The following is a 19,246-nucleotide window of genomic DNA, read 5'->3' as shown; positions in this document are numbered from 1 at the left end:
GTCACACCCCGCCGACCGCCGGTTTTCCCGTGGGTATGCTCGCCGCCATGCCGCCCACCCCGACCCCGACGCCCGGTCCCGGCGCACCCCGTGTGCGGGAGCGCGGCGACGCCTGTCCCGGGGCGCTGCGGCTGCACTCCGCCGACGACGGGCACCTGGCCCGACTGCGGCTGCCCGCAGGGCGGTTGACGGCGCGTCAGGTGGAGGTCCTGGCGGACGCCGCCGAGTCCCTCGGGGACGGGCGGATCAGCGTCACCTCGCGCGGGAACGCCGAGCTGCGCGGCCTCGCGGACGGCTGCGGCGCGGAGCTCGCGCCGCTCCTCGTGGAGGCGGGCCTGCTGCCCTCCCCCACCCACGAGCGCGTCCGCAACATCGTGGCCTCCCCGGCCTCGGGGCTCGACGGACTCGGCTCCGCCGACGTGCAGTTGTGGGCCCGCGAGCTGGACGAACGGCTCTGCGCCACGCCCTGGGCCGCCGGGCTCTCGGGCCGTTTCCTCTTCGTCCTGGACGACGGCCGCGGCGACGTCACCGGCCTCGGCGGGGATGTGACCTTGGTCGCAGTGGACCCCCGCACCGCGCACCTGCACCTGGGCGGCCGGGCCGTGCGCGTCGCCGCCGCCGACGCCCCCCGCGCCGCCCTCACCGCCGCCCGCGCCTTCCTCACCGCCGCCCGCGCGGCCGGCACCGGCGCCTGGCGCGTACGGGAGCTGCCGGAGGGCCACGGGGCCGACGTACGAGACGTGCGAGGCGTGCAAGACGTGCGAGGCGTGCAAGACGTGCAAGAGGCGCTCGTGGCGGAAGAGGTGCCGGAACCGGTCCTGCCGCAGGGGCCGCCCCCCGCCCCCGGCCCCCTCGGACCCGCCGCCCTGCACGTCCTCGCCCCCCTCGGCCGGCTCACCGCCGCCCAGCTGCGGGCCCTGCTGCCCGCCGACGAGGTGCGGCTCACGCCCTGGCGCGGAGCCGTCGTCGTCGGCGCCGGGCCCGACCGGACGCCCGCGCTCGACGCGGCCGGACTGATCACCCGGCCCGACTCCCCCTGGGCCGGCGTCAGCGCCTGCACCGGGCGGCCCGGCTGCGCCAAGTCCCTCGCGGACGTCCGGGCGGACGCGGTCCCCGGCCGCCCCGGCCTGCCCGTCCACTACTCCGGGTGCGAGCGCCGCTGCGGCCACCCGCACGGCGACTGGGTCGACGTCCTCGCCGCCCCCGGCGGCGGCTACCTGGTCGACGGCGCTCCCGCCCCCCGTACCGATCTGGCCCCCGCGGTCACCACGGCCCGTACCGCGCCCCGCACAACGAGATGAGCGAGAACAGGATGTTCGACTACGAGAAGGACGGCACGGAGATCTACCGCCGCTCCTTTGCCACGATCCGCGCCGAGGCGGACCTCACGGGCCTGCCCGCCGACGTCGCCCAGGTGGCGGTCCGGATGATCCACGCCTGCGGCATGACGGACCTCGTGCAGGACATCGCGTACTCGCCGGGCGTCGTCGCGAGCGCCCGCGCCGCGCTCCGGGCCGGCGCGCCGATCCTCTGCGACGCGCGGATGGTCTCCAGCGGCGTCACCCGCAAGCGGCTGCCCGCCGACAACGAGGTGCTCTGCACGCTCTCCGACCCGGCCGTCCCGGCCCTGGCCGCCGAGCTGGGCACCACCCGCTCCGCCGCCGCCCTGGAGCTGTGGCGCGACCGCCTCGAAGGCTCCGTCGTCGCCATCGGCAACGCGCCCACCGCCCTCTTCCACCTCCTGGAGATGGTCGCGAAGGGCGCGGGGCGGCCCGCCGCCGTCCTCGGCATACCGGTCGGCTTCATCGGCGCCGCCGAGTCCAAGGACGCCCTCGCCGCCAACACCCTCGGCCTCGAACACCTCGTCGTCCGGGGCCGGCGCGGCGGCAGCGCCATGACGGCCGCCGCCCTCAACGCCCTCGCGCACGAAGCGGAGATCCAGCAGTGACCGGGAACCCGGCCGGAAACACCGTCGGCAAGCTGTACGGCGTGGGGCTCGGGCCCGGCGACCCCGACCTCCTCACCCTCGCCGCCGTGAAGGCGATCGCGTCCGCCGACGTGATCGCCTACCACTCGGCCCGCCACGGGCGCTCCATCGCCCGCTCGATCGCGGCCCCGCACCTGCGCGAGGACCACGTCGAGGAGCGGCTCATGTACCCGCTCACGGTGGAGACCACGGACCACCCCGGCGGCTACCGGGGCGCCCTGAACGACTTCTACGAGGAGGCGGCGGCCCGGCTCGCCGCCCACCTGGACGCGGGCCGCACGGTCGCGGTCCTCGCCGAGGGCGACCCGCTCTTCTACGGCTCGTACCAGCACATGCACAAGCGGCTCGCGCACCGCTACGACACCACCGTCATCCCCGGCGTCACCTCGGTGAGCGCCGCCGCCGCCCGGCTCGGGGAGCCGCTGTGCGAGGCCGAGGAGGTCCTCACGATCGTCCCGGGCACGCTGCCGGAGGACGAGCTGACGGCCCGGCTCGCGGGCACGGACTCGGCGGTCGTGATGAAGCTCGGCCGCACCTTCCCCGCCGTGCGGCGGGCCCTGGAGCGGGCGGGCCGCCTGGAGGACGCGCGGTACGTGGAGCGGGCGTTCATGGCGGGCGAGCGGACGGAGCGCCTGGCGGACGTGGACCCCGAGTCGGTCCCGTACTTCTCGGTCGCCGTCCTGCCCTCCCGCGTCGACGAGGAGCCGCCGGTGCGGGAGCGCGGCGAGGTCGTCGTGGTCGGCACCGGCCCGGCGGGCGCGCCCTGGCTGACGCCGGAGTCGCGCGGGGCCCTGCTGAACGCGGACGTCCTGGTCGGCTACACCACCTATCTGGACCGGGTGCCGGTCCTGCGCCCCGGTCAGCGGCGGCACGGCTCCGACAACAAGGTGGAGTCGGAGCGCGCCGAGTTCGCCCTCGACCTGGCCCGGCGCGGGCACCGGGTCGCGGTCGTCTCGGGCGGCGACCCGGGCGTCTTCGCCATGGCGACGGCGGTCCTGGAGGTGGCGTCGGAACCGGAGTACGCGGACGTTCCCGTACGGGTCCTCCCGGGCGTGACCGCCGCCAACGCGGCCGCGGCGGCGGCGGGCGCCCCGCTCGGCCACGACTACGCGACGATCTCGCTCTCCGACCGGCTCAAGCCCTGGGACGTGATCGCGGACCGGCTGCGCGCGGCGGCCGGCGCGGACCTGGTCATCGCCCTGTACAACCCGGGCTCGAAGTCCCGCACCCACCAGGTGGCGGCCGCCCGCGACCTCCTCCTGGAGGTCCGCTCCCCCGACACCCCGGTGGTCGTCGCCCGCGACGTGGGCGGCCCCGAGCAGTCGGTCCGGGTCCTGACCCTGAAGGCCCTGGACCCCTCCGAGGTCGACATGCGCACCCTCCTCCTGATCGGCTCCTCGCAGACCCGGGCGGTCGAGCGCGCGGACGGCCGCACGATCACGTGGACGCCGCGCCGGTACGGCTAGGCCCTGTCCCGCACCCGGGCGGCGGCCTCCTCCGGGGTCGTCGCCACCGGTACGCCCTCCGGGACCGGCGGGCGGCGGACCACCACGACCGGGATGCCGGCCTCGCGGGCGGCGGTCAGCTTCGGGGCGGTGGCCGCGCCGCCGCTGTCCTTGGTGACCAGGACGTCGATCCGGTGGCGGCGCAGCAGGTCGCGTTCGCCTTCGAGGGTGAAGGGGCCCCGGTCGAGGAGGATCTCGGCGCGGGCCGGGACCGGGGCCTCCGGGGCGTCGACCGAGCGGACCAGGAACCACTCCGGGCGGTCGGCGAAGGCGGCCAGGCCCATGCGGCCGGTGGTGAGGAACACGCGGTCCCCGAGGCCGTCGAGGGCGGCGGCCGCCTCCGCCAGGGAGCCCACGTCGCGCCAGTCGTCGCCCTCCTCCGGCACCCAGCCGGGCCGGCGCAGCGCGAGCAGGGGAACATGGGCGGTGGCGGCCGCCCGGGCCGCGTGGAAACTGATCCGCTCGGCGAAGGGATGCGTGGCGTCGATGACCGCGTCCACCGCGTGCTCCCCGATCCAGGCCGCGAGCCCCTCGGCGCCGCCGAAGCCGCCGATCCGGACCTCGCCCTCGGGCAGCCGGGGCCGGGCGACCCGTCCCGCGAGCGAGCTGGTGACCCGGACGCGGGGGTGGAGCAGCCCCGCCAAGGCGCGGGCCTCGGTGGTCCCGCCGAGAATGAGTACGTGCACAGGAGCCCCTTCGTGAGTTCAGGCGGCGGGCGCGAGGCCCAACTCAAGCACACCGGTCTGCGTCCGGGCTGGACGACCGGTGCCTGTGCGACGGCGGCGACGACGGCCGCGTACACGGCCCTGCTGACCGGCGACTTCCCGGACCCGGTGACGATCACACTGCCGAAGGGGCAGACGCCGTCGTTCGCGCTCACGGCCGAGAAGCACGCCGGGGACACGGCGATGGCGGCGGTGGTGAAGGACGCGGGCGACGACCCGGACGTCACGCACGGGGCCGTGATCCGCTCGACGGTACGGCTCCTGCCGCCGGGCTCCGGGGTGGTCTTCCGGGCGGGCGGGGGCGTCGGCACGGTCACCCTGCCCGGACTGCCCCTCGACGTGGGCGAGCCGGCGATCAACCCGGTGCCCCGGCAGCTGATGCGCGAGCACGTGGCGCGGGTCGCCGCCGCGCACGGCGGCTCGGGGGACGTCGAGATCACGATCTCCGTCGACAACGGCGCCGAGATCGCCCGCTCCACCTGGAACCCCCGGATCGGCATCCTCGGCGGCCTGTCGATCCTCGGCACGACCGGCGTCGTCGTGCCGTACTCCTGCTCGGCCTGGATCGACTCGATCCGCCGGGGCGTGGACGTGGCCCGCGCGGCCGGTCTCACGCACGTCGCCGGCTGCACCGGCTCGACCTCGGAGCGGACGGTGACGGGCCTGTACGACCTGCCGGAGATCGCCCTCCTCGACATGGGCGACTTCGCGGGCGCGGTCCTCAAGTACGTCCGGCGCCACCCGGTGGACCGGCTGACGGTCTGCGGCGGCTTCGCGAAGCTCTCCAAGCTGGCGGCAGGGCACCTGGACCTGCACTCGGCCCGCTCCCAGGTCGACAAGGGCTTCCTGGCGGACCTGGCCCGCGCGGGCGGCGCGTCCGCGTCCCTGGCGGCGGAGATCGCCGCCGCGAACACCGGCCTGGCCGCCCTCCGCCTCTGCGAGGCCGCCGCCGTCCCCCTCGGCGACCTGGTCGCCGCCCGCGCCCGCGACGAGTCCCTGGCGGTCCTGCGCGGCGCCCCGGTCGCGGTGGACGTGGTCTGCGTCGACCGGGCGGGGACGGTGGTGGGGCGGTCGTCGGTGCGGGGGCCGGGGGCGTAGGACGGATGCCTCCGGCTACAGGTCGTCGGGCAGCAGCCGGAAGGCTTCGTGTCCCGTCAGCGGTCCGGTCATGCGGAAGCGGCGGTCCGTGGTGAACAGGACCTCGGTGCCGTACGCGGCCGCCAGGGCGACGTTCATGGCGACGGTCATCCCGACTCCCTCGCCGCCGTCCGCGTCCGCGTGGCCCTCGGCGACGGCGATCGCGGTGGACAGGTGCGCGGCCACCGGCGGCACCTCGAACCGGCGGGTGGCCGTGTGGCGCTCGATGAACCGGGCCGCCGCCAGGGCCTTGTGGGCTCCGCCGCGCTCGGAGATCAGGCAGTCCGGTTCGGCGGGGACCATCGGGGAGATCACCAGGTGACTGATCGTGGCCAGTGCCTTCTTGTGGGCCCCGTGTCCCGTGATCCGTGATCCGTGGATCGAGCAGGCGGTACAGGGCGTTGGTGTCGGCGACGGCGATCACCCGGCCGACCCCGTCCCCTTGAGCACGTCCTCGATCTCGTCGTCGTCGAGGTCTTCGAGGCCGAGGTCCGGAAGGTCGATCTTGCCCATGGGGTCGGTGGGGTACGGGGGCACTTCGGCCCCTATCGGCACCACGCGCGCGACGGCGACGCCGTTCTTGGTGACGGTGACGGTCTCACCCGCTGCGGCCGCGGCAAGGATCCGCGACGACCTCTGGTCGAACTCCCGAGCCGTGGTCTCCATGTAGTACGTGTTGCCACCTGTCGACGTGCGCCGTCGGCCCTCCGCCCCTAGGCTTGGCGGCGAACACCCGACCGAGAAACCGAGAGGGAGTCTCATGTCGAAGCGTGGCAACAAGCGGCGGGCCCGGAAGAAGAAGGGCGCGAACCACGGCAAGCGGCCGAACACCTGAGCCGGGTCGTGGTGACGGAGGGGCCCCGGGGATCTCCCCGGGGCCCCTCCGCGCGTGCGCGGTCCTCAGCAGGCGTGGCGGTCGCGGGCCGGGTCGTACAGGTGGCTGTCGCGGAACTCGGAGGCCGCCAGGGTGCGGCCGACGATGATGACGGCCGTCTTCGTGATCCCGGCGTCCTTCGTCTGCGCCGCGATGTCGTCGAGGGTGCCGCGCAGGACGACCTCGTCGGGGCGGCTGGCCATCGCGACGACGGCGGCCGGGCAGTCCGCGCCGTAGTGGGGGACGAGCTCGGCGACGACCCGGTCGACGTAGCGGGCGGCGAGGTGGAGGACGAGCAGGGCGCCGCTGCGGCCCAGGGTCGCCAGGTCCTCGCCCTCGGGCATCGGCGTGGCCTGCTGCGCGATCCGGGTGAGGATGACGGTCTGGCCGACCGTGGGGACGGTCAGCTCCCGCTTCAGCGCGGCGGCGGCCGCCGCGAAGGCCGGGACGCCGGGGACGACCTCGTACGGGATGCCGAGCGCGTCCAGGCGCCGCATCTGCTCGGCGACCGCGCTGAAGACGGACGGGTCGCCGGAGTGCAGCCGGGCCACGTCCCGCCCCGCCTCGTGGGCGGCGGCGATCTCCGCGACGATCCCGTCCAGGTCCATCCGGGCCGTGTCGACGAGCCGCGCGTCCGGCGGGCACTCGGCGAGCAGCTCGACGGGGACGAGGGAGCCGGCGTAGAGGCAGACCCCGCACGCCGCCAGGGTCCGCGCGCCGCGCACGGTGATCAGGTCGGCCGCGCCGGGGCCCGCGCCGATGAAGTAGACGGTCATCCCTCTTCAGAACCTTTCGTTACGGACCACTGCGTGACCGGCATCGCCTGCCGCCAGCCGGTGAAGCCGCCCACGGGGACGGCGGTGGCGACCGCGAGCCGGACGAGCTCCCCGCCGTGGCGGCGGTGGGCCCCGGCGAGCAGCGCCTCGGATTCGAGCGTGACGGTGTTGGCGACGAGCCGGCCGCCGGCGGGCAGCGCGTCCCAGCAGGCCGCGAGCAGGCCGGGGGCGGTCAGGCCGCCGCCGACGAAGATCGCGTCCGGGGTGGGCAGGCCGGCCAGTCCCTCCGGCGCCGGGGCGGTGACGACCTCCAGGGCGGGGACGCCGAGGGCGTCGGCGTTTCGGGCGATGCGGGCGGCCCGCTCGGGGCTCTTCTCGATCGCGACGGCGCGGCAGGAGCGGTGGGTCCGCATCCACTCGACGCCGATGGAGCCGGAGCCGCCGCCGACGTCCCAGAGGAGTTCGCCGGGGGCGGGGGCGAGGGCGGCGAGGGTGGCGGCGCGCACGTAGCGCTTGGTGAGCTGCCCGTCGTGCTCGTACGCCTCGTCCGGCAGGCCCGGCACGGCGCCGAGCCGCAGGGCGTCCGGGTCGCGCGCGCAGTCGAGCGCGAGGACGTGGAGGGCGTCGGTCCGCTCGTGCGGCCAGGCGGCGGCGGTCGCGTCGAGGATCCGCTCGCGGGGGCCGCCGAGCTGTTCCAGGACCCGGATCCGGGTGCCGCCCCAGCCGGTGTCCCGCAACAGGGACGCCACCCGGGCGGGGGTCTCGGGGCCCTCGCCGAGGACGAGGACCCGGCGCCCGGGGTGCAGGGCGGCGGCGAGGGCGGCGAGCGGCCGGGCCACCAGGGACACGGTCTCGGTCTCCTCCAGGGGCCAGCCGAGCCGGGCGCAGGCGTACGAGACGGAGGACGGGTGCGGGTGGATCCGGAGCCGGCCGGCGCCGACGGTCTCCGCGAGGGTGCGGCCGATGCCGTAGAAGGAGGGGTCCCCGCTGGCCAGGACGGCGATCGCGCGGCCCGCGTGGGCGGCGAGCAGGCCGGGGACGGCGGGGCGGAGGGGGGAGGGCCAGGCGATCCGCTCGCCGGGGCAGTCGTCGGGGAGCAGGTCGAGCTGGCGGGGGGCGCCGAGCAGGACCTCGGCGGCACGCAGGACGCGGCGGGAGGCCTCGGGGAGCCCGTCCCAGCCGTCCGCGCCGATTCCGACGACCGCTGTCGCACCGTTCGCACCCGCACCGTTCACGCCGCCGAACTCTACGGGAGCCCGGGGTTCTCCCTGCTCGCGGCGGCTTGTGGGGGTGCTCACGTCCGGGGCCGCGCGCCGGGGGCGGGGCCCCGGAATACCCCGGACGGTGGCACCGTTGGACGTGATGGTTTAAGATTCAACCACTAGCCGGGAAAGGCACCCGGGAACGCGAGAGGTGAGCACGATGCAGTTCGGGATCTTCACCGTCGGCGACGTGACGACCGACCCCACCACCGGCCGCACCCCCACCGAGCACGAGCGCATCAAGGACACCGTCGCCATCGCGCTCAAGGCGGAGGAGGTCGGACTCGACGTCTTCGCGACCGGGGAGCACCACAACCCGCCGTTCGTCCCGTCGTCCCCCACCACCCTCCTCGGGCACATCGCCGCCCGCACGGAGAACCTGATCCTGTCCACGTCCACGACCCTGATCACCACCAACGACCCGGTGAAGATCGCCGAGGACTACGCGACCCTCCAGCACCTCGCCGACGGCCGCGTGGACCTGATGATGGGCCGCGGCAACACCGGCCCGGTCTACCCGTGGTTCGGCCAGGACATCCGCCAGGGCATCCCGCTCGCCATCGAGAACTACGCGCTGCTCCACCGGCTGTGGAGGGAGGACGTGGTGGACTGGGAGGGGAAGTTCCGCACCGCCCTCCAGGGCTTCACCGCCACCCCGCGCCCGCTCGACGGCGTCCCGCCGTTCGTCTGGCACGGCTCCATCCGCTCCCCGGAGATCGCCGAGCAGGCCGCCTACTACGGCGACGGCTTCTTCGCGAACCACATCTTCTGGCCCAGGCAGCACACCGAGAAGATGGTCCGGCTCTACCGGCAGCGGTACGCGCACTACGGCCACGGCACCCCCGAGCAGGCGATCGTCGGCCTCGGCGGCCAGGTCTTCCTGCGCAGGAACTCGCAGGACGCGGTACGGGAGTTCCGCCCGTACTTCGACAACGCGCCGGTCTACGGCCACGGCCCCTCCCTGGAGGAGTTCAGCCGCGAGACCCCGCTGACCGTCGGCTCCCCGCAGGAGGTCATCGAGCGCACCCTGTCCTTCCGCGAGTACGCGGGCGACTACCAGCGCCAACTGTTCCTGGTCGACCACGCCGGACTGCCCCTGAAGACCGTCCTGGAGCAGCTCGACATCCTCGGCGAGGAGGTCGTCCCGGTGCTGCGCAAGGAGTTCGCGAACCTGCGCCCGGCCGGCGTCCCGGACACCGCCCCGCTCCACCCCGCCGTCGTGAAGTCCCAGGAGGTCTGACGTCATGCGCACCCTCAAGCTGGTCGCCGTCTCGGCCGGCCTCAGCAGCCCCTCCTCGACCCGGCTCCTCGCCGACCGGCTCCTCCAAGCGGCCCGCTACCGGCTCGCCGAGCAGGAGTACGCCGTCGACGTCGAGGTGGTCGAACTGCGCGACCTGGCCGTCGACATCGCGAACGACTTCGTCACCGGCTTCCCCTCCGGGAGGCTCCAGGAGGCGATCGACGCGGTGACCGGCGCGGACGGCGTCATCGCGGTGACCCCGGTCTTCACGGCCTCGTACAGCGGTCTGTTCAAGTCGTTCTTCGACCTGGTCGACCCGACCGCGCTGACCGGCGTCCCGGTCCTGATCGGGGCGACCGGCGGCACCGCCCGCCACTCGCTCGTCCTGGACCACGCCCTGCGGCCGCTCTTCGCCTACCTGCGGGCCCTCACCGTCCCGACCGCCGTCTACGCGGCCTCGGAGGACTGGGGCTCGGGCGGCGACGAGTACACCGAGGGGCTGCCCGCCCGGATCAACCGCGCCGGGTACGAGTTCGCGGACGCGGTCGCGGCCCGGCCGGCCCGGGAGGCGGACGAGGACGAGGTCGTGCCGTTCGCACGCCAACTGGCCGACCTGCGCCTCGACTGACCGGCCACGACACCCCATTTGTTACGTTGGGGGCGGATCGCACGGACGTGTCGTACAGCGAACGGAGGTCGGCCGTGGCCGGCAGGATCGTGGTGGGCGTGGACGGGTCGGAGCCTTCCCTGAAGGCCCTGAGGTGGGCGGCCGGACAGGCCGCCCTGACCGGGGACACCCTGGAGGCGGTCATCGGCTGGGAGTACCCGGCCTCGTGGGCGACGCTGATGCCGGGCGTCCCGGCGGAGTTCGACCCCGAGCGGCTCGCCGCGCAGATCCTGGACCGGGCCCTGGCCGACGCGCTCACCCCGGAGGAGGCCGCCGCCGCCACCCGCACGGTGGTCGGCGGCAACGCCTCGCAGGCCCTGGTCGACGTGGCGAAGGGCGCGAGCCTCCTCGTCGTCGGCGACCGCGGCCGCGGCGGCTTCCGGGCGGCCGTCCTCGGCTCGGTCTCCACCCAGGTCGCCCAGCACGCGCCCTGCCCGGTCGTGGTCGTCCGGGGCGAGTAGGTCCCCGCCCCCGGACCTCCCCGAGCGGCGGCGCGCGGCCTCCCGGCGCATGATGCCGGTGGGGCCGCGCGGTGCGGCCCCACCGCCCGTGAGGAGCGTGAGGAGCCCGCCATGGACATCAAGCTGGAGCTGATCGGCGTCCCCGTCACCGACGTCGACCGGGCCAAGGCCTTCTACGAGAAGGTCGGCTTCCACGCCGACCACGACGTCACCGTGAGCGAGGACGTCCGCTTCGTCCAGCTCACCCCGCCCGGCTCGGCCTGCTCGATCGCCCTCGGCAGGGGCGTCACCGGAATGGAGCCGGGCTCGCTCGACAACCTCCAGGTCGTCGTCGCCGACATCCAGGAGGCCCACGACGACCTCGCCGCGCGCGGCGTCGAGGTCAGCGACGTCGACGACCTGCCCTGGGGCTCCTTCGTGTACTTCGCCGACCCCGACGGCAACCGCTGGTCGGTCCAGCAGACCGTCCCGCGCACGGCCTCCTGACGTCCGGGGCCCGTCCGGCCCCGGTCCGCCGGACCCGCCCCGACCCCCCGTACGCCCGCTACTTGCGGTTGTACAGCCGCATCGTGACCCAGCCGAAGACCAGGACGAACAGCGCCGACCAGCCCAGGGACCAGGCGATGTCGGCGCCCGGCCAGCCGCCCGCCATCAGTTCGCGGACCGCGCTCGCCACATGGGTCACCGGGTTGTTGTTCACGAAGGCCTGGAGCCAGCCCGGCATGGTCTTCGGGTCGACGAAGACGTTCGACAGGAAGGTCAGCGGGAAGATCACCATCATCGAGACGCCCATCACGGACTTCTCGCTGCGCAGCAGCAGGCCGAACATGGTCCAGATCCACGAGAAGGCGAACGAGAACACCATGAGCAGCGCGATCCCGAGGAGCACGCCGGGGAGCCCGCCGGCCGGCCGGTAGCCGATGACCACGCCGACCGTCAGCATCACGGCCGAGGCGATCAGATAGCGCACGACGTCGCCGAGGAGGTAGCCGACCATCGGCGCCGGACGCCAGATCGGCAGCGTGCGGAAGCGGTCGAAGACGCCCTTCTCGATGTCGGTGTTGACCGAGACGCCCGTGTACATCGTGATCATCACGACGCTCATCACCAGGATGCCCGGCAGCAGGAACTGCACGTACGAGGAGACCGAGCCGGCCAGCGCGCCCCCGAAGAGGTACGTGTACATCAGCACCATCATGATCGGGAACGCCGTCACGTCGAACAGCTGCTCCGGCACGTGCTTGATCTTCAGCATGGCCCGCCAGCCGAACGTCATCGAGGCGGAGAGCGCGCCGGGGCGGGGCGGCCGCGACCGTCCCACGAGCAGTTCCGCCAGCTCCTCCGCCCGGGGGGCGGTGAACTCGGCGGTGTCGGTGCCCTTCGTGTCCTTGCCGGTGGTGACGGTGGTCATGCCGCCGTTCCCTTCTTGTCCGTCAGCGCCAGGAACACCTCGTCGAGGCTGGGCTGCCCGAGCGCGAAGCTGTCGACCGTGATCCCGGCCCGCGCCAGCTCCGCGAGCGCCCGCGCCGCCTGCTCGGCGGCCCCGAGGTCCGTCCCGTGGCCGTCGACGGCGGCGGTGAGCGCGACCGGGTCCGGGTCGAGCTGCACGGTGGCGCGCAGCGCGCCGCGCAGGACCCGCTCGGCCTCCCGCCGCCGCTCGGGGTCCCGGAGCCGCACGTGCACCGAGCCCGAGCCGACCGAGGCCTTCAGCTCGCCCTTCGTGCCCTCCGCGATCACCCTGCCGTGGTCGATGACGGCGACGCGGGAGGCCAGCTGGTCCGCCTCGTCCAGGTACTGGGTGGTCAGCAGGACGGTGGTGCCCTGGGCGACCACCGCGCGGACGATGTCCCAGACCTGGTTGCGGCTGCGCGGGTCGAGGCCGGTCGTCGGTTCGTCGAGGAAGAGCAGGTCGGGGGTGTTGAGGATGGACGCGGCGATGTCGATGCGGCGCCGCATGCCGCCCGAGTAGTTCTTGATCTGCCGGTCGGCGGCCTCCGCGAGCCCGAACGCGGCGAGCAGCTGCTCCGAGCGCTCGCGAGCGGCGGGCCGGGAGTGGCCGAGCAGCCGGGCGAGGAGGACCAGGTTCTCCGTGCCGGTCAGGTCCTCGTCGACGGAGGCGTACTGGCCGGTGAGGCTCACGCGCCCGCGTACGGCGTCGGCGTCCTTGACGACGTCCTTGCCGAAGACGCCGGCCCGGCCGCCGTCCGGGCGGAGCAGGGTGGCGAGCATCTTGACGACGGTCGTCTTGCCGGCGCCGTTGGGGCCGAGGACCCCGTAGACGGTCCCGGCGGGGACGCGCAGGTCGACGCCGTCCACGGCGCGGTTGCTGCCGAAGACCTTGACCAGGTCCTCGGTCTCGACGGCGAGGTCGGTCATGCGGTTCCTCCGTCGTCCCGGGCGTCCGGGTTGCGGTCAGCGGGTCGCGGGACGGCCCGCCGCGTCCTCGTGGGTGTAGAAGGCGTAGTGGGCGGCGACCGTGGTGGCCAGGGCGGACGCCAGGCCGAGCCCGCTCGACGAGAGCACGGTGGCGTCGGTGAGGCTGTAGGCGTAGCCGACCGAGACGCCCACCAGGGCGCCCCACGCGGCGGCGCGCGGCACGCGGGGCAGGGCCCGGCCGTAACGGTGGAGGGCGTGGATCGCCACGGAGAGCACGACGGCGGAGACGAGGCCGATCCAGAGCTGGCTCAGGGCGAGGGGACCGCCGTGGCGGGCGTTCGTCTCGGCGTAGAAGCCGTACAGGACGCCGATCGTGATCGGCACGGCCCAGCCGTGGGTGCTGACCTGGCGCCGCCGGGCGGGCACCGCTGCGTGTGCGGCCATGGCAGGAGCTCCTTCGTCTCTGGCGCCTCCGCGCCTCTCGTCCCCCGGTTCCCGCACCCTCCAGGGCACACCCGCGGCCGGTGCGCCGCAAGTGGATCAGCCGGGGCCGGCCGCCGCGAGGGCCGCGAGGCGGGCGAGGGCCCCGTCGAGCACGGCGTGCGGCGGCGAGGCCAGGCCCACCCGGACCGCGCCGGGCGCCGTCCCCGGTCCCACCGCGAAGGCGCTCCCCGGGGTGACGGCCACGCCCGCGCGTGCGGCGGCCGCCGCCGCGAAGGTCTCGGCGCGCCAGGGCGCGGGCAGCTCCCACCAGCAGAAGTAGGCGTGCGGGGAGGTCCGGAGCGCCTGTCCGGCGAGCCGCCGCAGGACCAGGGCGTGCCGGGCCGCCGCGTCCGCCCGCTTGGCGGCGGCGGTCTCCGCGACCGTCCCGTCCCCGGCCCAGCGGGTGGCGGCGGCGAGGGCGAGCCCGTCGGCCGTCCACGCACCGGAGCGCAGCGCCTCCGCGACCGCCGCGCGCAGCCGGCCGGGGACGACGAGGTAGCCGACGGTCAGGCCGGGGGCGAGCCGCTTGGAGAGGCTGTCCACCAGGACGACCCGCTCGGGCGCGCGGGCGGCGAGCGGGGCGGGCGCCCCGGGGTCGAGGAAGGCCCAGGTGGCGTCCTCGACGGCCGTCAGGTCGAGCCCGCGCAGGAGTTCGGCGAGCGCGGCCCGCCGTGCCTCCCCGGCGGTCGCCGCGAGCGGGTTGTGCAGGGTCGGCTGGAGGTAGACGGCGGCGAGCGGCGCCGCCCGGTGGGCCGCCGCGAGGGCCTCGGGCCGCACCCCCTCCGCGTCGAGGGCGAGGGGCACGAGCCGGATGCCGAGCCGTTCGGCGACGGCCTTGAGCGGGGGGTACGTGAGCTCCTCGACGCCCAGGCGCCCGCCGGGCGGCACGAGCGCGGAGAGCGCGGCGGCGACGGCCCGGCGACCGCTCCCGGCGAAGAGGACGCTCCCGGGGTCCGGGGCCCAGCCGGGCCCGGCGAGCACGGACACGGCCGCGTCGCGGGCCTCCGGGGTGCCGTCGGCGGCGGCCGGGCGGGCCAGGGCCCCGGTGAGGACGCCGGGCCGGGCGAGGGCCGTGAGCGCGCGGGCCATCAGCTCCGGCTGGCCGTCCACGACCGGGTAGTTGAGCTGGAGGTCGACGGGCGCGGCCCCGGTCGCCTCGACGAGCGCGGGCGCCGGGAGCGGGGGCGCCGCCCGGACGAAGGTGCCGCGCCCGACCTCGCCGACGACCAGGCCCCTGCGCGCCAGCTCGCCGTACACCCGGATCGCCGTCGAGTTCGCGATCCCGTGCCGCCGGGCGAAGACGCGCTGCGGCGGCAGCCGGTCGCCGGGTCTCAGCCGTCCGTCCCGCACGGCCGCCTCGACGCGGTCCGCGATCCTCCGGTACTCCTCCACGGGGCACCCCTTCTCCCATTGCACCGAGGGCAAAGATTTCATTGCACCGACGAGTCGGCGCTGCCTAGCCTGCCGTCATGCCCGTCTCCCGAACAGCCGGTACCGAGACCTTCTACGAGGACCGGGGCTCCGGGCCCGTCCTCCTCCTCGTCCACGGCCACCCCTTCGACCACACGATGTGGCGGCCGCAGCTCGACCGCTTCTCCCGCACGCACCGGGTGATCGCCCCCGACCTGCGCGGTTACGGCGCCACCCCGCTCGCGACGGACGCGAAGGCCGTCGGCCTCGACGTCTTCGCCGGGGACCTGGCGGCCCTCCTCGACGGCCTCGGCGTCGAGGACTGCGTCCTCGCCGGGCTCTCCATGGGCGGCCAGGTCGTCATGGAGTTCCACCGCCGCCACTCCGGCCGCGTCCGGGGCCTGGTCCTCGCGGACACCTTCCCCGCCGCCGAGACCGAGGAGGGGAGGGCCGACCGGAACGCCACGGCCGACCGGCTCCTCGCCGAGGGCATGCGGGGGTACGCCGACGAGGTCCTCGACCGGATGGTCGCCCCGTACAACGCGCACGCCGCGCCCCACGTCCACCGCATGATGCGCGCCACCGACCCCGTCGCGGCGGCGGCCGCCCTGCGCGGCCGGGCCGAACGCCCCGACTACCGGGAGTCCCTCGCCGCCGCCGCCGTGCCCGCGCTCGTCGTGGTCGGCCGGGACGACACGTACACCCCGGTCGCCGACGCGGAGGAGACGCACGCGCTGATCCCCGGCTCCACGCTCGTGGTGGTCGAGCGGGCCGCGCACCTGCCCAACCTGGAGCGGCCGGAGGAGTTCGACGCGGCCCTGGACGCCTTCCTGCGTTCACTCGTACGGCCCAGTTAAAGGTTCGCCGGCGGGCGAGCGCTCCCACGATGGGCCCATGAGCCAGAACGACGACGGGACCGCGCGTCCGGGCCAGGGCCAGAGCCAGGGCCAGCACGCCGCGCCGCCCCGCAACCCGAACGCCGCCCCGCCCCGCAAGCAGAGCGCCGCGGGCGCCTGGGCCTCCGGCGGCACCCTCTTCGCCGGTGTCCTCATGCTGGTCATCGGCTTCATGGACGTCTTCCAGGGCATCGCCGGCATCGCCCAGGACGACGTCTACACCCGTGTCGGCGACTACGTCTTCAAGTTCAACCTGACCGCCTGGGGCTGGATCCACCTGATCCTGGGCGTGATCCTCGTGATCGTCGGCTACGGCGTCCTCAAGGGCGCCGAGTGGGGCCGGGTCTCCGGCATCGCGCTCGCCTCCCTCAACATCCTCTTCCACTTCCTCTTCCTGCCCTACCAGCCGTGGTGGGCGCTCTTCTCCATGGCCGTCTCGATCTTCGTGATCTGGGCGCTGGCCACGGACGACGCGTACGGCCCGGGCGAGAGGTACTGACGGGCATGGGACGCACCGCCGGCGCCGTCCTGACCCTCGCGGCGGCGCTCGCCCTCACCACCGGCTGCGACGCCGCCGAGGACGCGGCCGGCGGTGCCGTCTCCTCCGCGACGGCCGCGGTCGCCTCGGCCGCCGAGCGGAAGATGGACGAGGTCAGGGACGGGGTGGACGCGAAGGGCGACGTGAAGGCCGGGGAGCCCCGGGCCGACGGGGACCGGACGGTCGCGGAGATCACCGCGACCAACCCGAAGGACCAGGACGCCGACTACACGGTCGAGGTCGACTTCCGCGACGCCGACGGGAAACTGCTCGACTCCGTCGTCCTGAACGTCGGCGCCGTCCCGCCGGGGAAGTCCAAGTCCGGTACGGCGCGCAGCAATCGGCAGCTCTCCGGCGTGACGAAGGCGGAGATCGGCCGGGCCCTGCGGCACTGAGCCGGGCCGCCCGGCCGGGGCCCGTGGTGCCGGGGCGGACCCTGCGACACTGAACGGCGTGGACTCCGACCCCGCCCTCGCCGCCGCGCCCCAGCCGGAACCGGCGCCCGGGCCGACGCCCGCCGCGCCGGTACCGGACACCGCGCCCGCCGCGCCGGAACGCAAGCCCGGCGTGACGGGCCCCGTCGCGGGCCCCGCCCCGGTCCCCGGCCCGTCGTCCCGGCGCCCCGGGCGCCCCGCCGCGTGGGCCGCCGGGCTGCTGCTCGTCGTGCCCGCCCTGATCACCGCCTGCCGCCTCCTCGACACGGACGGCATCACGCCCGTCCCGCAGCTGCTCTCCTTCCTCCCCTGGCTGACCGTCCCCGCCGGCCTCGGGCTGCTCCTCGCCGCCGTCGCCCGCCGCCGGGGCCTCGCCCTCACCGCCGTCGTCGTGCTCGCCGCCACCGCCTGGAGCTCCCTGCCGTACACGACGTGGACCACCGTCGGCCACGGCCTTCCCGTCGCCCGGGTCCGCGTCCTCGCCGCCAACGTCGAGTTCGGCCAGGCCACGGACGCGCTGATCGCCACGGTCCGGCGCGAACGCCCCGGCCTCCTCTACGTCTCCGAGTGCGACCGCGCCTGCGGACGCGCCCTCACCACCGCCTTCGCCGCCGAACTCCCCCACTACGCCGCCGTCGAGGCCGACGGATCGGCGGGCTCCGTCCTGCTCAGCGCCTATCCGCTGCGCGACTGGCGGGTGATCCCGGCGGCCATGGGGATGCCGGGCGCCACGGCCGAGATCGCCGGGCGTTCCGTACGCGTCCAGCTCGCCCACCCGATGCCGCCGGTGCCGGGCCAGGTGGACGTGTGGAAGCGGGAGCTGGGCCGCGTCGAGGACTTCGCCGCCCTGCGCACGGGACCGACGCTGATCGCCGGGGACTTCAACGCCTCCCAGGACCACGCGGCCTTCCGCGCGATCCTGAAGGAGGGCCGTCTGCGCGACGCGGCCTGGGCGGTGAGGAAGAGCCGCGCCGCCACCTGGCCCATGGAGGGCCCGCTCCCCCCGTACGTCCAGATCGACCACGTCCTGGTCAGCGACGAGTTCAGCGTGGACGGGGTCCGCTTCCTCGGCCTCGACGGCACCGACCACCGGGCCGTCCTCGCCGATCTCGACCTGCGGGGAGAGCGCTGATCGGCCACGCTGGAAGGCATGGACAACGAGGAGATCCTGGACGACATCGGCACCCTCGTCGAGGAGGAGCGCGCCCTGCGGCAGCGCACCGGCGGCCTCCTGCCCGAGGAGCGCGCCCGCCTGACCGAACTGGAGGTGCGCCTCGACCAGTGCTGGGACCTGCTGCGCCAGCGCCGCGCCAAGGCGGAGTTCGGCGAGGACCCGGACACGGCGGCCCTCCGCCCGGCCGCCGAGGTGGAGTCGTACCGCAACTGAGCGGCCGCTCCCGGCCGGTGAAGGCGGACAGGCCCCGGTCGGGAAGGAGTTGCTCCGACCGGGGCCTGTGGGATGTCGCTACACGGCGGGCTGACCGCTCCCGGGACAGGTCTCGGTCCCGGTGCCGCCGCGCTGGTGCATGGCGGCGGGCTGTCCGGCGGGAGCGCCCACGCCCTGGCCGCAGACGGAGCAGTTGCCCTCACACGTACCGGGGTCGCATCGCATGCTGATCGGTCCTCCTCGAGACGGTGGTGCTGACGGTGGTGCGATGTGCGCTCCCCGGTCGGTGCCGGGGAGGGTCAGAAGGCACGGGCGTAGATCCGGGCGCCGTTGTGGAACGAGACGGTCAGGCCCTTCTTGGAGCCGGCGTCGGGCTGGGTGGACCACCGCTCGATGTCCGAGATCTCGGGGCAGTCGGCCTGCGCGAGGGCGGCGGCGAGCCATGCTTCGGAAGAGTCGGACGTCTGGGGCGCGTCCCCGGCCGGCACCGGAGTACCGGTGACCGGCTCGTCCAGGAACCCTTCGTGCTTGGCGCCCTCGGGGAGCTGTCCGGTGAACTGCCAGCGGCTCTCGGTCGCCCCCACGGTGACGACCACGCCGAAGGGGTGCTTCGCGTCGCCCGCCTCGGCGAGGGTCCGCACACGGCCGGCGGTCGGGTTGTTCTTCACGACGTCGACGACGAAGTCGGTGAATCGCTGGGGACGCATTTGTGATCATTTCCTCTCGTGGCGGCCTGCCCATCCTAGGGACCGAGCCCGGTGTCATCGCCGTGGACGACGGCAGCCAGGCGTGCCGCGGCGCACCCCGCCACCACGTCGGCGGGCATGGCGCGATCCGAAGGAGCCGGACGGCTCGCCCCGCCCATCCGGCCGGCCGCCGGCACGCGGCACTCCGCCGCGCCGGTCCCGCGGGCCGCCGTCCCGCGCGCGGACGGCACCCGCGTGGAGGTCCGCGCCGGGCTGCCCGGGAACGGGAACGGAGTCCTGGAACCGCTCCGCCGGGAGGTCCGCGCGGCCCGCGCCATCGCCGGTCCCGACCTGCGGTAAACCCCCTCCGGGGGGCGCACGGGAGAACTTACCGGCGGTCAC

The 19,246-nt window shown here is 75.1% G+C and carries 26 protein-coding genes; 15 read left to right on the top strand and 11 right to left on the bottom strand.

Going from position 1 to position 19,246, the window contains the following annotated elements; genetic code table 11:
• Positions 1-47 precede the first annotated feature (47 nt).
• Genes ADL08_RS21295 through ADL08_RS21285 form a run of 3 tightly spaced genes read left to right on the top strand, consistent with a single transcriptional unit; the run spans position 48 to position 3,453 of the window.
• Complete coding sequence (locus ADL08_RS21295) at positions 48-1,301, top strand: cobalamin biosynthesis protein CobG (RefSeq protein ID WP_234352220.1); 1,254 nt, start codon at positions 48-50, stop codon at positions 1,299-1,301.
• Positions 1,298-1,948, top strand: a complete 651-nt coding sequence (locus tag ADL08_RS21290; protein ID WP_053645352.1) for a precorrin-8X methylmutase — start codon at positions 1,298-1,300, stop codon at positions 1,946-1,948. Before ADL08_RS21295 ends, ADL08_RS21290 begins: the two co-directional genes overlap by 4 nt.
• A complete protein-coding gene (locus ADL08_RS21285) occupies positions 1,945-3,453 on the top strand; it encodes a precorrin-2 C(20)-methyltransferase (RefSeq protein WP_053645350.1) in 1,509 nt (502 codons plus the stop codon). Before ADL08_RS21290 ends, ADL08_RS21285 begins: the two co-directional genes overlap by 4 nt.
• On the opposite strand, the gene ADL08_RS21280 is transcribed toward ADL08_RS21285, so the two are convergent.
• On the bottom strand, positions 3,450-4,178 hold the full coding sequence (locus ADL08_RS21280) for a cobalt-precorrin-6A reductase (RefSeq protein WP_053645348.1): 729 nt from the start codon (positions 4,176-4,178) through the stop codon (positions 3,450-3,452). The two genes, ADL08_RS21285 and ADL08_RS21280, sit on opposite strands and share 4 nt — an antisense overlap.
• Before the next feature lie 12 nt (positions 4,179-4,190).
• Between ADL08_RS21280 and ADL08_RS21275 the strand changes: the two genes are divergently transcribed.
• On the top strand, positions 4,191-5,315 hold the full coding sequence (locus tag ADL08_RS21275; RefSeq protein ID WP_053645346.1) for a cobalt-precorrin-5B (C(1))-methyltransferase: 1,125 nt from the start codon (positions 4,191-4,193) through the stop codon (positions 5,313-5,315).
• Between the two features lie 15 nt (positions 5,316-5,330).
• On the opposite strand, the gene ADL08_RS21270 is transcribed toward ADL08_RS21275, so the two are convergent.
• A complete protein-coding gene (locus tag ADL08_RS21270) occupies positions 5,331-5,669 on the bottom strand; it encodes a VapC toxin family PIN domain ribonuclease (RefSeq protein WP_234352219.1) in 339 nt (112 codons plus the stop codon).
• Positions 5,670-5,774: 105 nt separating this feature from the next.
• On the bottom strand, positions 5,775-6,020 hold the full coding sequence (locus ADL08_RS21265) for a type II toxin-antitoxin system Phd/YefM family antitoxin (RefSeq protein ID WP_053645427.1): 246 nt from the start codon (positions 6,018-6,020) through the stop codon (positions 5,775-5,777).
• Between the two features lie 94 nt (positions 6,021-6,114).
• Between ADL08_RS21265 and ADL08_RS39240 the strand changes: the two genes are divergently transcribed.
• A complete protein-coding gene (locus ADL08_RS39240) occupies positions 6,115-6,189 on the top strand; it encodes a 50S ribosomal protein bL37 (RefSeq protein WP_372460710.1) in 75 nt (24 codons plus the stop codon).
• Positions 6,190-6,254: 65 nt separating this feature from the next.
• Here the strand turns inward: ADL08_RS39240 and cobM are convergent, their stop codons facing one another.
• Positions 6,255-7,004, bottom strand: a complete 750-nt coding sequence (gene cobM / locus ADL08_RS21260; RefSeq protein ID WP_053645344.1) for a precorrin-4 C(11)-methyltransferase — start codon at positions 7,002-7,004, stop codon at positions 6,255-6,257.
• Entirely contained in the window at positions 7,001-8,239 is a 1,239-nt protein-coding gene (locus ADL08_RS21255; protein WP_053645342.1) for a bifunctional cobalt-precorrin-7 (C(5))-methyltransferase/cobalt-precorrin-6B (C(15))-methyltransferase, read from the bottom strand. Before ADL08_RS21255 ends, cobM begins: the two co-directional genes overlap by 4 nt.
• A 187-nt stretch (positions 8,240-8,426) precedes the next feature.
• Here ADL08_RS21255 and ADL08_RS21250 point away from each other — a divergent pair, with 187 nt between their 5' ends.
• The 4 genes from ADL08_RS21250 (at position 8,427) to ADL08_RS21235 (ending at position 11,120) form a co-directional block, all read left to right on the top strand.
• Positions 8,427-9,506 (top strand): LLM class flavin-dependent oxidoreductase, encoded by a 1,080-nt coding sequence (locus ADL08_RS21250; protein WP_053645425.1) that lies wholly within the window; start codon positions 8,427-8,429, stop codon positions 9,504-9,506.
• A gap of 4 nt (positions 9,507-9,510) precedes the next feature.
• Positions 9,511-10,134 (top strand): FMN reductase, encoded by a 624-nt coding sequence (locus tag ADL08_RS21245; protein WP_053645341.1) that lies wholly within the window; start codon positions 9,511-9,513, stop codon positions 10,132-10,134.
• Positions 10,135-10,208: 74 nt separating this feature from the next.
• Positions 10,209-10,634, top strand: coding sequence for a universal stress protein (locus ADL08_RS21240; protein ID WP_053645338.1), 426 nt, complete (start codon positions 10,209-10,211; stop codon positions 10,632-10,634).
• 111 nt (positions 10,635-10,745) lie between these two features.
• Complete coding sequence (locus ADL08_RS21235; RefSeq protein WP_053645336.1) at positions 10,746-11,120, top strand: VOC family protein; 375 nt, start codon at positions 10,746-10,748, stop codon at positions 11,118-11,120.
• A 58-nt stretch (positions 11,121-11,178) separates the two neighbouring features.
• Here ADL08_RS21235 and ADL08_RS21230 read toward each other — a convergent pair whose 3' ends face one another.
• From ADL08_RS21230 to ADL08_RS21215, 4 genes are all read right to left on the bottom strand, one after another.
• The gene (locus ADL08_RS21230; protein ID WP_053645334.1) at positions 11,179-12,045 is read right to left on the bottom strand and encodes an ABC transporter permease; all 867 of its coding nucleotides are present in this window, start codon (positions 12,043-12,045) and stop codon (positions 11,179-11,181) included.
• A complete protein-coding gene (locus ADL08_RS21225; protein WP_053645331.1) occupies positions 12,042-13,010 on the bottom strand; it encodes an ATP-binding cassette domain-containing protein in 969 nt (322 codons plus the stop codon). Before ADL08_RS21225 ends, ADL08_RS21230 begins: the two co-directional genes overlap by 4 nt.
• A 36-nt stretch (positions 13,011-13,046) precedes the next feature.
• A complete protein-coding gene (locus ADL08_RS21220) occupies positions 13,047-13,454 on the bottom strand; it encodes a hypothetical protein (RefSeq protein ID WP_053645329.1) in 408 nt (135 codons plus the stop codon).
• A gap of 96 nt (positions 13,455-13,550) precedes the next feature.
• Complete coding sequence (locus ADL08_RS21215) at positions 13,551-14,885, bottom strand: PLP-dependent aminotransferase family protein (protein WP_053645327.1); 1,335 nt, start codon at positions 14,883-14,885, stop codon at positions 13,551-13,553.
• Positions 14,886-14,962: 77 nt separating this feature from the next.
• Here ADL08_RS21215 and ADL08_RS21210 point away from each other — a divergent pair, with 77 nt between their 5' ends.
• The 5 genes from ADL08_RS21210 to ADL08_RS21190 all read left to right on the top strand — a co-directional run bounded on the left by ADL08_RS21210 (position 14,963) and on the right by ADL08_RS21190 (position 18,158).
• A complete protein-coding gene (locus ADL08_RS21210) occupies positions 14,963-15,760 on the top strand; it encodes an alpha/beta fold hydrolase (protein WP_053645325.1) in 798 nt (265 codons plus the stop codon).
• A gap of 37 nt (positions 15,761-15,797) precedes the next feature.
• Positions 15,798-16,298, top strand: coding sequence for a DUF7144 family membrane protein (locus tag ADL08_RS21205; protein WP_053645323.1), 501 nt, complete (start codon positions 15,798-15,800; stop codon positions 16,296-16,298).
• Between the two features lie 5 nt (positions 16,299-16,303).
• Entirely contained in the window at positions 16,304-16,732 is a 429-nt protein-coding gene (locus ADL08_RS21200; RefSeq protein WP_053645321.1) for an FxLYD domain-containing protein, read from the top strand.
• A gap of 172 nt (positions 16,733-16,904) precedes the next feature.
• Positions 16,905-17,903, top strand: a complete 999-nt coding sequence (locus ADL08_RS21195; protein WP_053645423.1) for an endonuclease/exonuclease/phosphatase family protein — start codon at positions 16,905-16,907, stop codon at positions 17,901-17,903.
• An 18-nt stretch (positions 17,904-17,921) separates the two neighbouring features.
• On the top strand, positions 17,922-18,158 hold the full coding sequence (locus ADL08_RS21190) for a DUF2630 family protein (protein ID WP_053645319.1): 237 nt from the start codon (positions 17,922-17,924) through the stop codon (positions 18,156-18,158).
• 78 nt (positions 18,159-18,236) lie between these two features.
• Here ADL08_RS21190 and ADL08_RS37665 read toward each other — a convergent pair whose 3' ends face one another.
• Both ADL08_RS37665 and ADL08_RS21185 read right to left on the bottom strand, forming a co-directional pair.
• Entirely contained in the window at positions 18,237-18,383 is a 147-nt protein-coding gene (locus tag ADL08_RS37665) for a hypothetical protein (RefSeq protein ID WP_199837050.1), read from the bottom strand.
• 74 nt (positions 18,384-18,457) lie between these two features.
• Complete coding sequence (locus tag ADL08_RS21185; RefSeq protein ID WP_053645317.1) at positions 18,458-18,865, bottom strand: hypothetical protein; 408 nt, start codon at positions 18,863-18,865, stop codon at positions 18,458-18,460.
• 117 nt (positions 18,866-18,982) lie between these two features.
• On the opposite strand from ADL08_RS21185, the gene ADL08_RS21180 reads away from it, so the two are divergent.
• Positions 18,983-19,204, top strand: coding sequence for a hypothetical protein (locus tag ADL08_RS21180; RefSeq protein WP_053645316.1), 222 nt, complete (start codon positions 18,983-18,985; stop codon positions 19,202-19,204).
• The last annotated feature ends 42 nt before the right edge of the window (positions 19,205-19,246 follow it).

Origin of the sequence: Streptomyces sp. NRRL F-6492 (assembly GCF_001280125.1) — a bacterium.
Classification (GTDB): Bacteria; Actinomycetota; Actinomycetes; order Streptomycetales; family Streptomycetaceae; genus Streptomyces.
This window is presented reverse-complemented; position numbering and strand designations above follow the sequence as displayed.

Coding starts and splice junctions, on each gene's coding strand:
- ADL08_RS21290 (WP_053645352.1), top strand. CDS start 1,298: ATGAGCGAGAACAGGATGTTCGACTACGAGAAGGACGGCACGGAGATC.
- ADL08_RS21180 (WP_053645316.1), top strand. CDS start 18,983: ATGGCGCGATCCGAAGGAGCCGGACGGCTCGCCCCGCCCATCCGGCCG.
- ADL08_RS21210 (WP_053645325.1), top strand. CDS start 14,963: ATGCCCGTCTCCCGAACAGCCGGTACCGAGACCTTCTACGAGGACCGG.
- ADL08_RS21220 (WP_053645329.1), bottom strand. CDS start 13,454: ATGGCCGCACACGCAGCGGTGCCCGCCCGGCGGCGCCAGGTCAGCACC.
- ADL08_RS21250 (WP_053645425.1), top strand. CDS start 8,427: ATGCAGTTCGGGATCTTCACCGTCGGCGACGTGACGACCGACCCCACC.
- ADL08_RS21295 (WP_234352220.1), top strand. CDS start 48: ATGCCGCCCACCCCGACCCCGACGCCCGGTCCCGGCGCACCCCGTGTG.
- ADL08_RS21230 (WP_053645334.1), bottom strand. CDS start 12,045: ATGACCACCGTCACCACCGGCAAGGACACGAAGGGCACCGACACCGCC.
- ADL08_RS21205 (WP_053645323.1), top strand. CDS start 15,798: ATGAGCCAGAACGACGACGGGACCGCGCGTCCGGGCCAGGGCCAGAGC.
- ADL08_RS21265 (WP_053645427.1), bottom strand. CDS start 6,020: ATGGAGACCACGGCTCGGGAGTTCGACCAGAGGTCGTCGCGGATCCTT.
- ADL08_RS21245 (WP_053645341.1), top strand. CDS start 9,511: ATGCGCACCCTCAAGCTGGTCGCCGTCTCGGCCGGCCTCAGCAGCCCC.
- ADL08_RS21185 (WP_053645317.1), bottom strand. CDS start 18,865: ATGCGTCCCCAGCGATTCACCGACTTCGTCGTCGACGTCGTGAAGAAC.
- cobM (WP_053645344.1), bottom strand. CDS start 7,004: ATGACCGTCTACTTCATCGGCGCGGGCCCCGGCGCGGCCGACCTGATC.
- ADL08_RS21225 (WP_053645331.1), bottom strand. CDS start 13,010: ATGACCGACCTCGCCGTCGAGACCGAGGACCTGGTCAAGGTCTTCGGC.
- ADL08_RS37665 (WP_199837050.1), bottom strand. CDS start 18,383: ATGCGATGCGACCCCGGTACGTGTGAGGGCAACTGCTCCGTCTGCGGC.
- ADL08_RS21235 (WP_053645336.1), top strand. CDS start 10,746: ATGGACATCAAGCTGGAGCTGATCGGCGTCCCCGTCACCGACGTCGAC.
- ADL08_RS21200 (WP_053645321.1), top strand. CDS start 16,304: ATGGGACGCACCGCCGGCGCCGTCCTGACCCTCGCGGCGGCGCTCGCC.
- ADL08_RS21190 (WP_053645319.1), top strand. CDS start 17,922: ATGGACAACGAGGAGATCCTGGACGACATCGGCACCCTCGTCGAGGAG.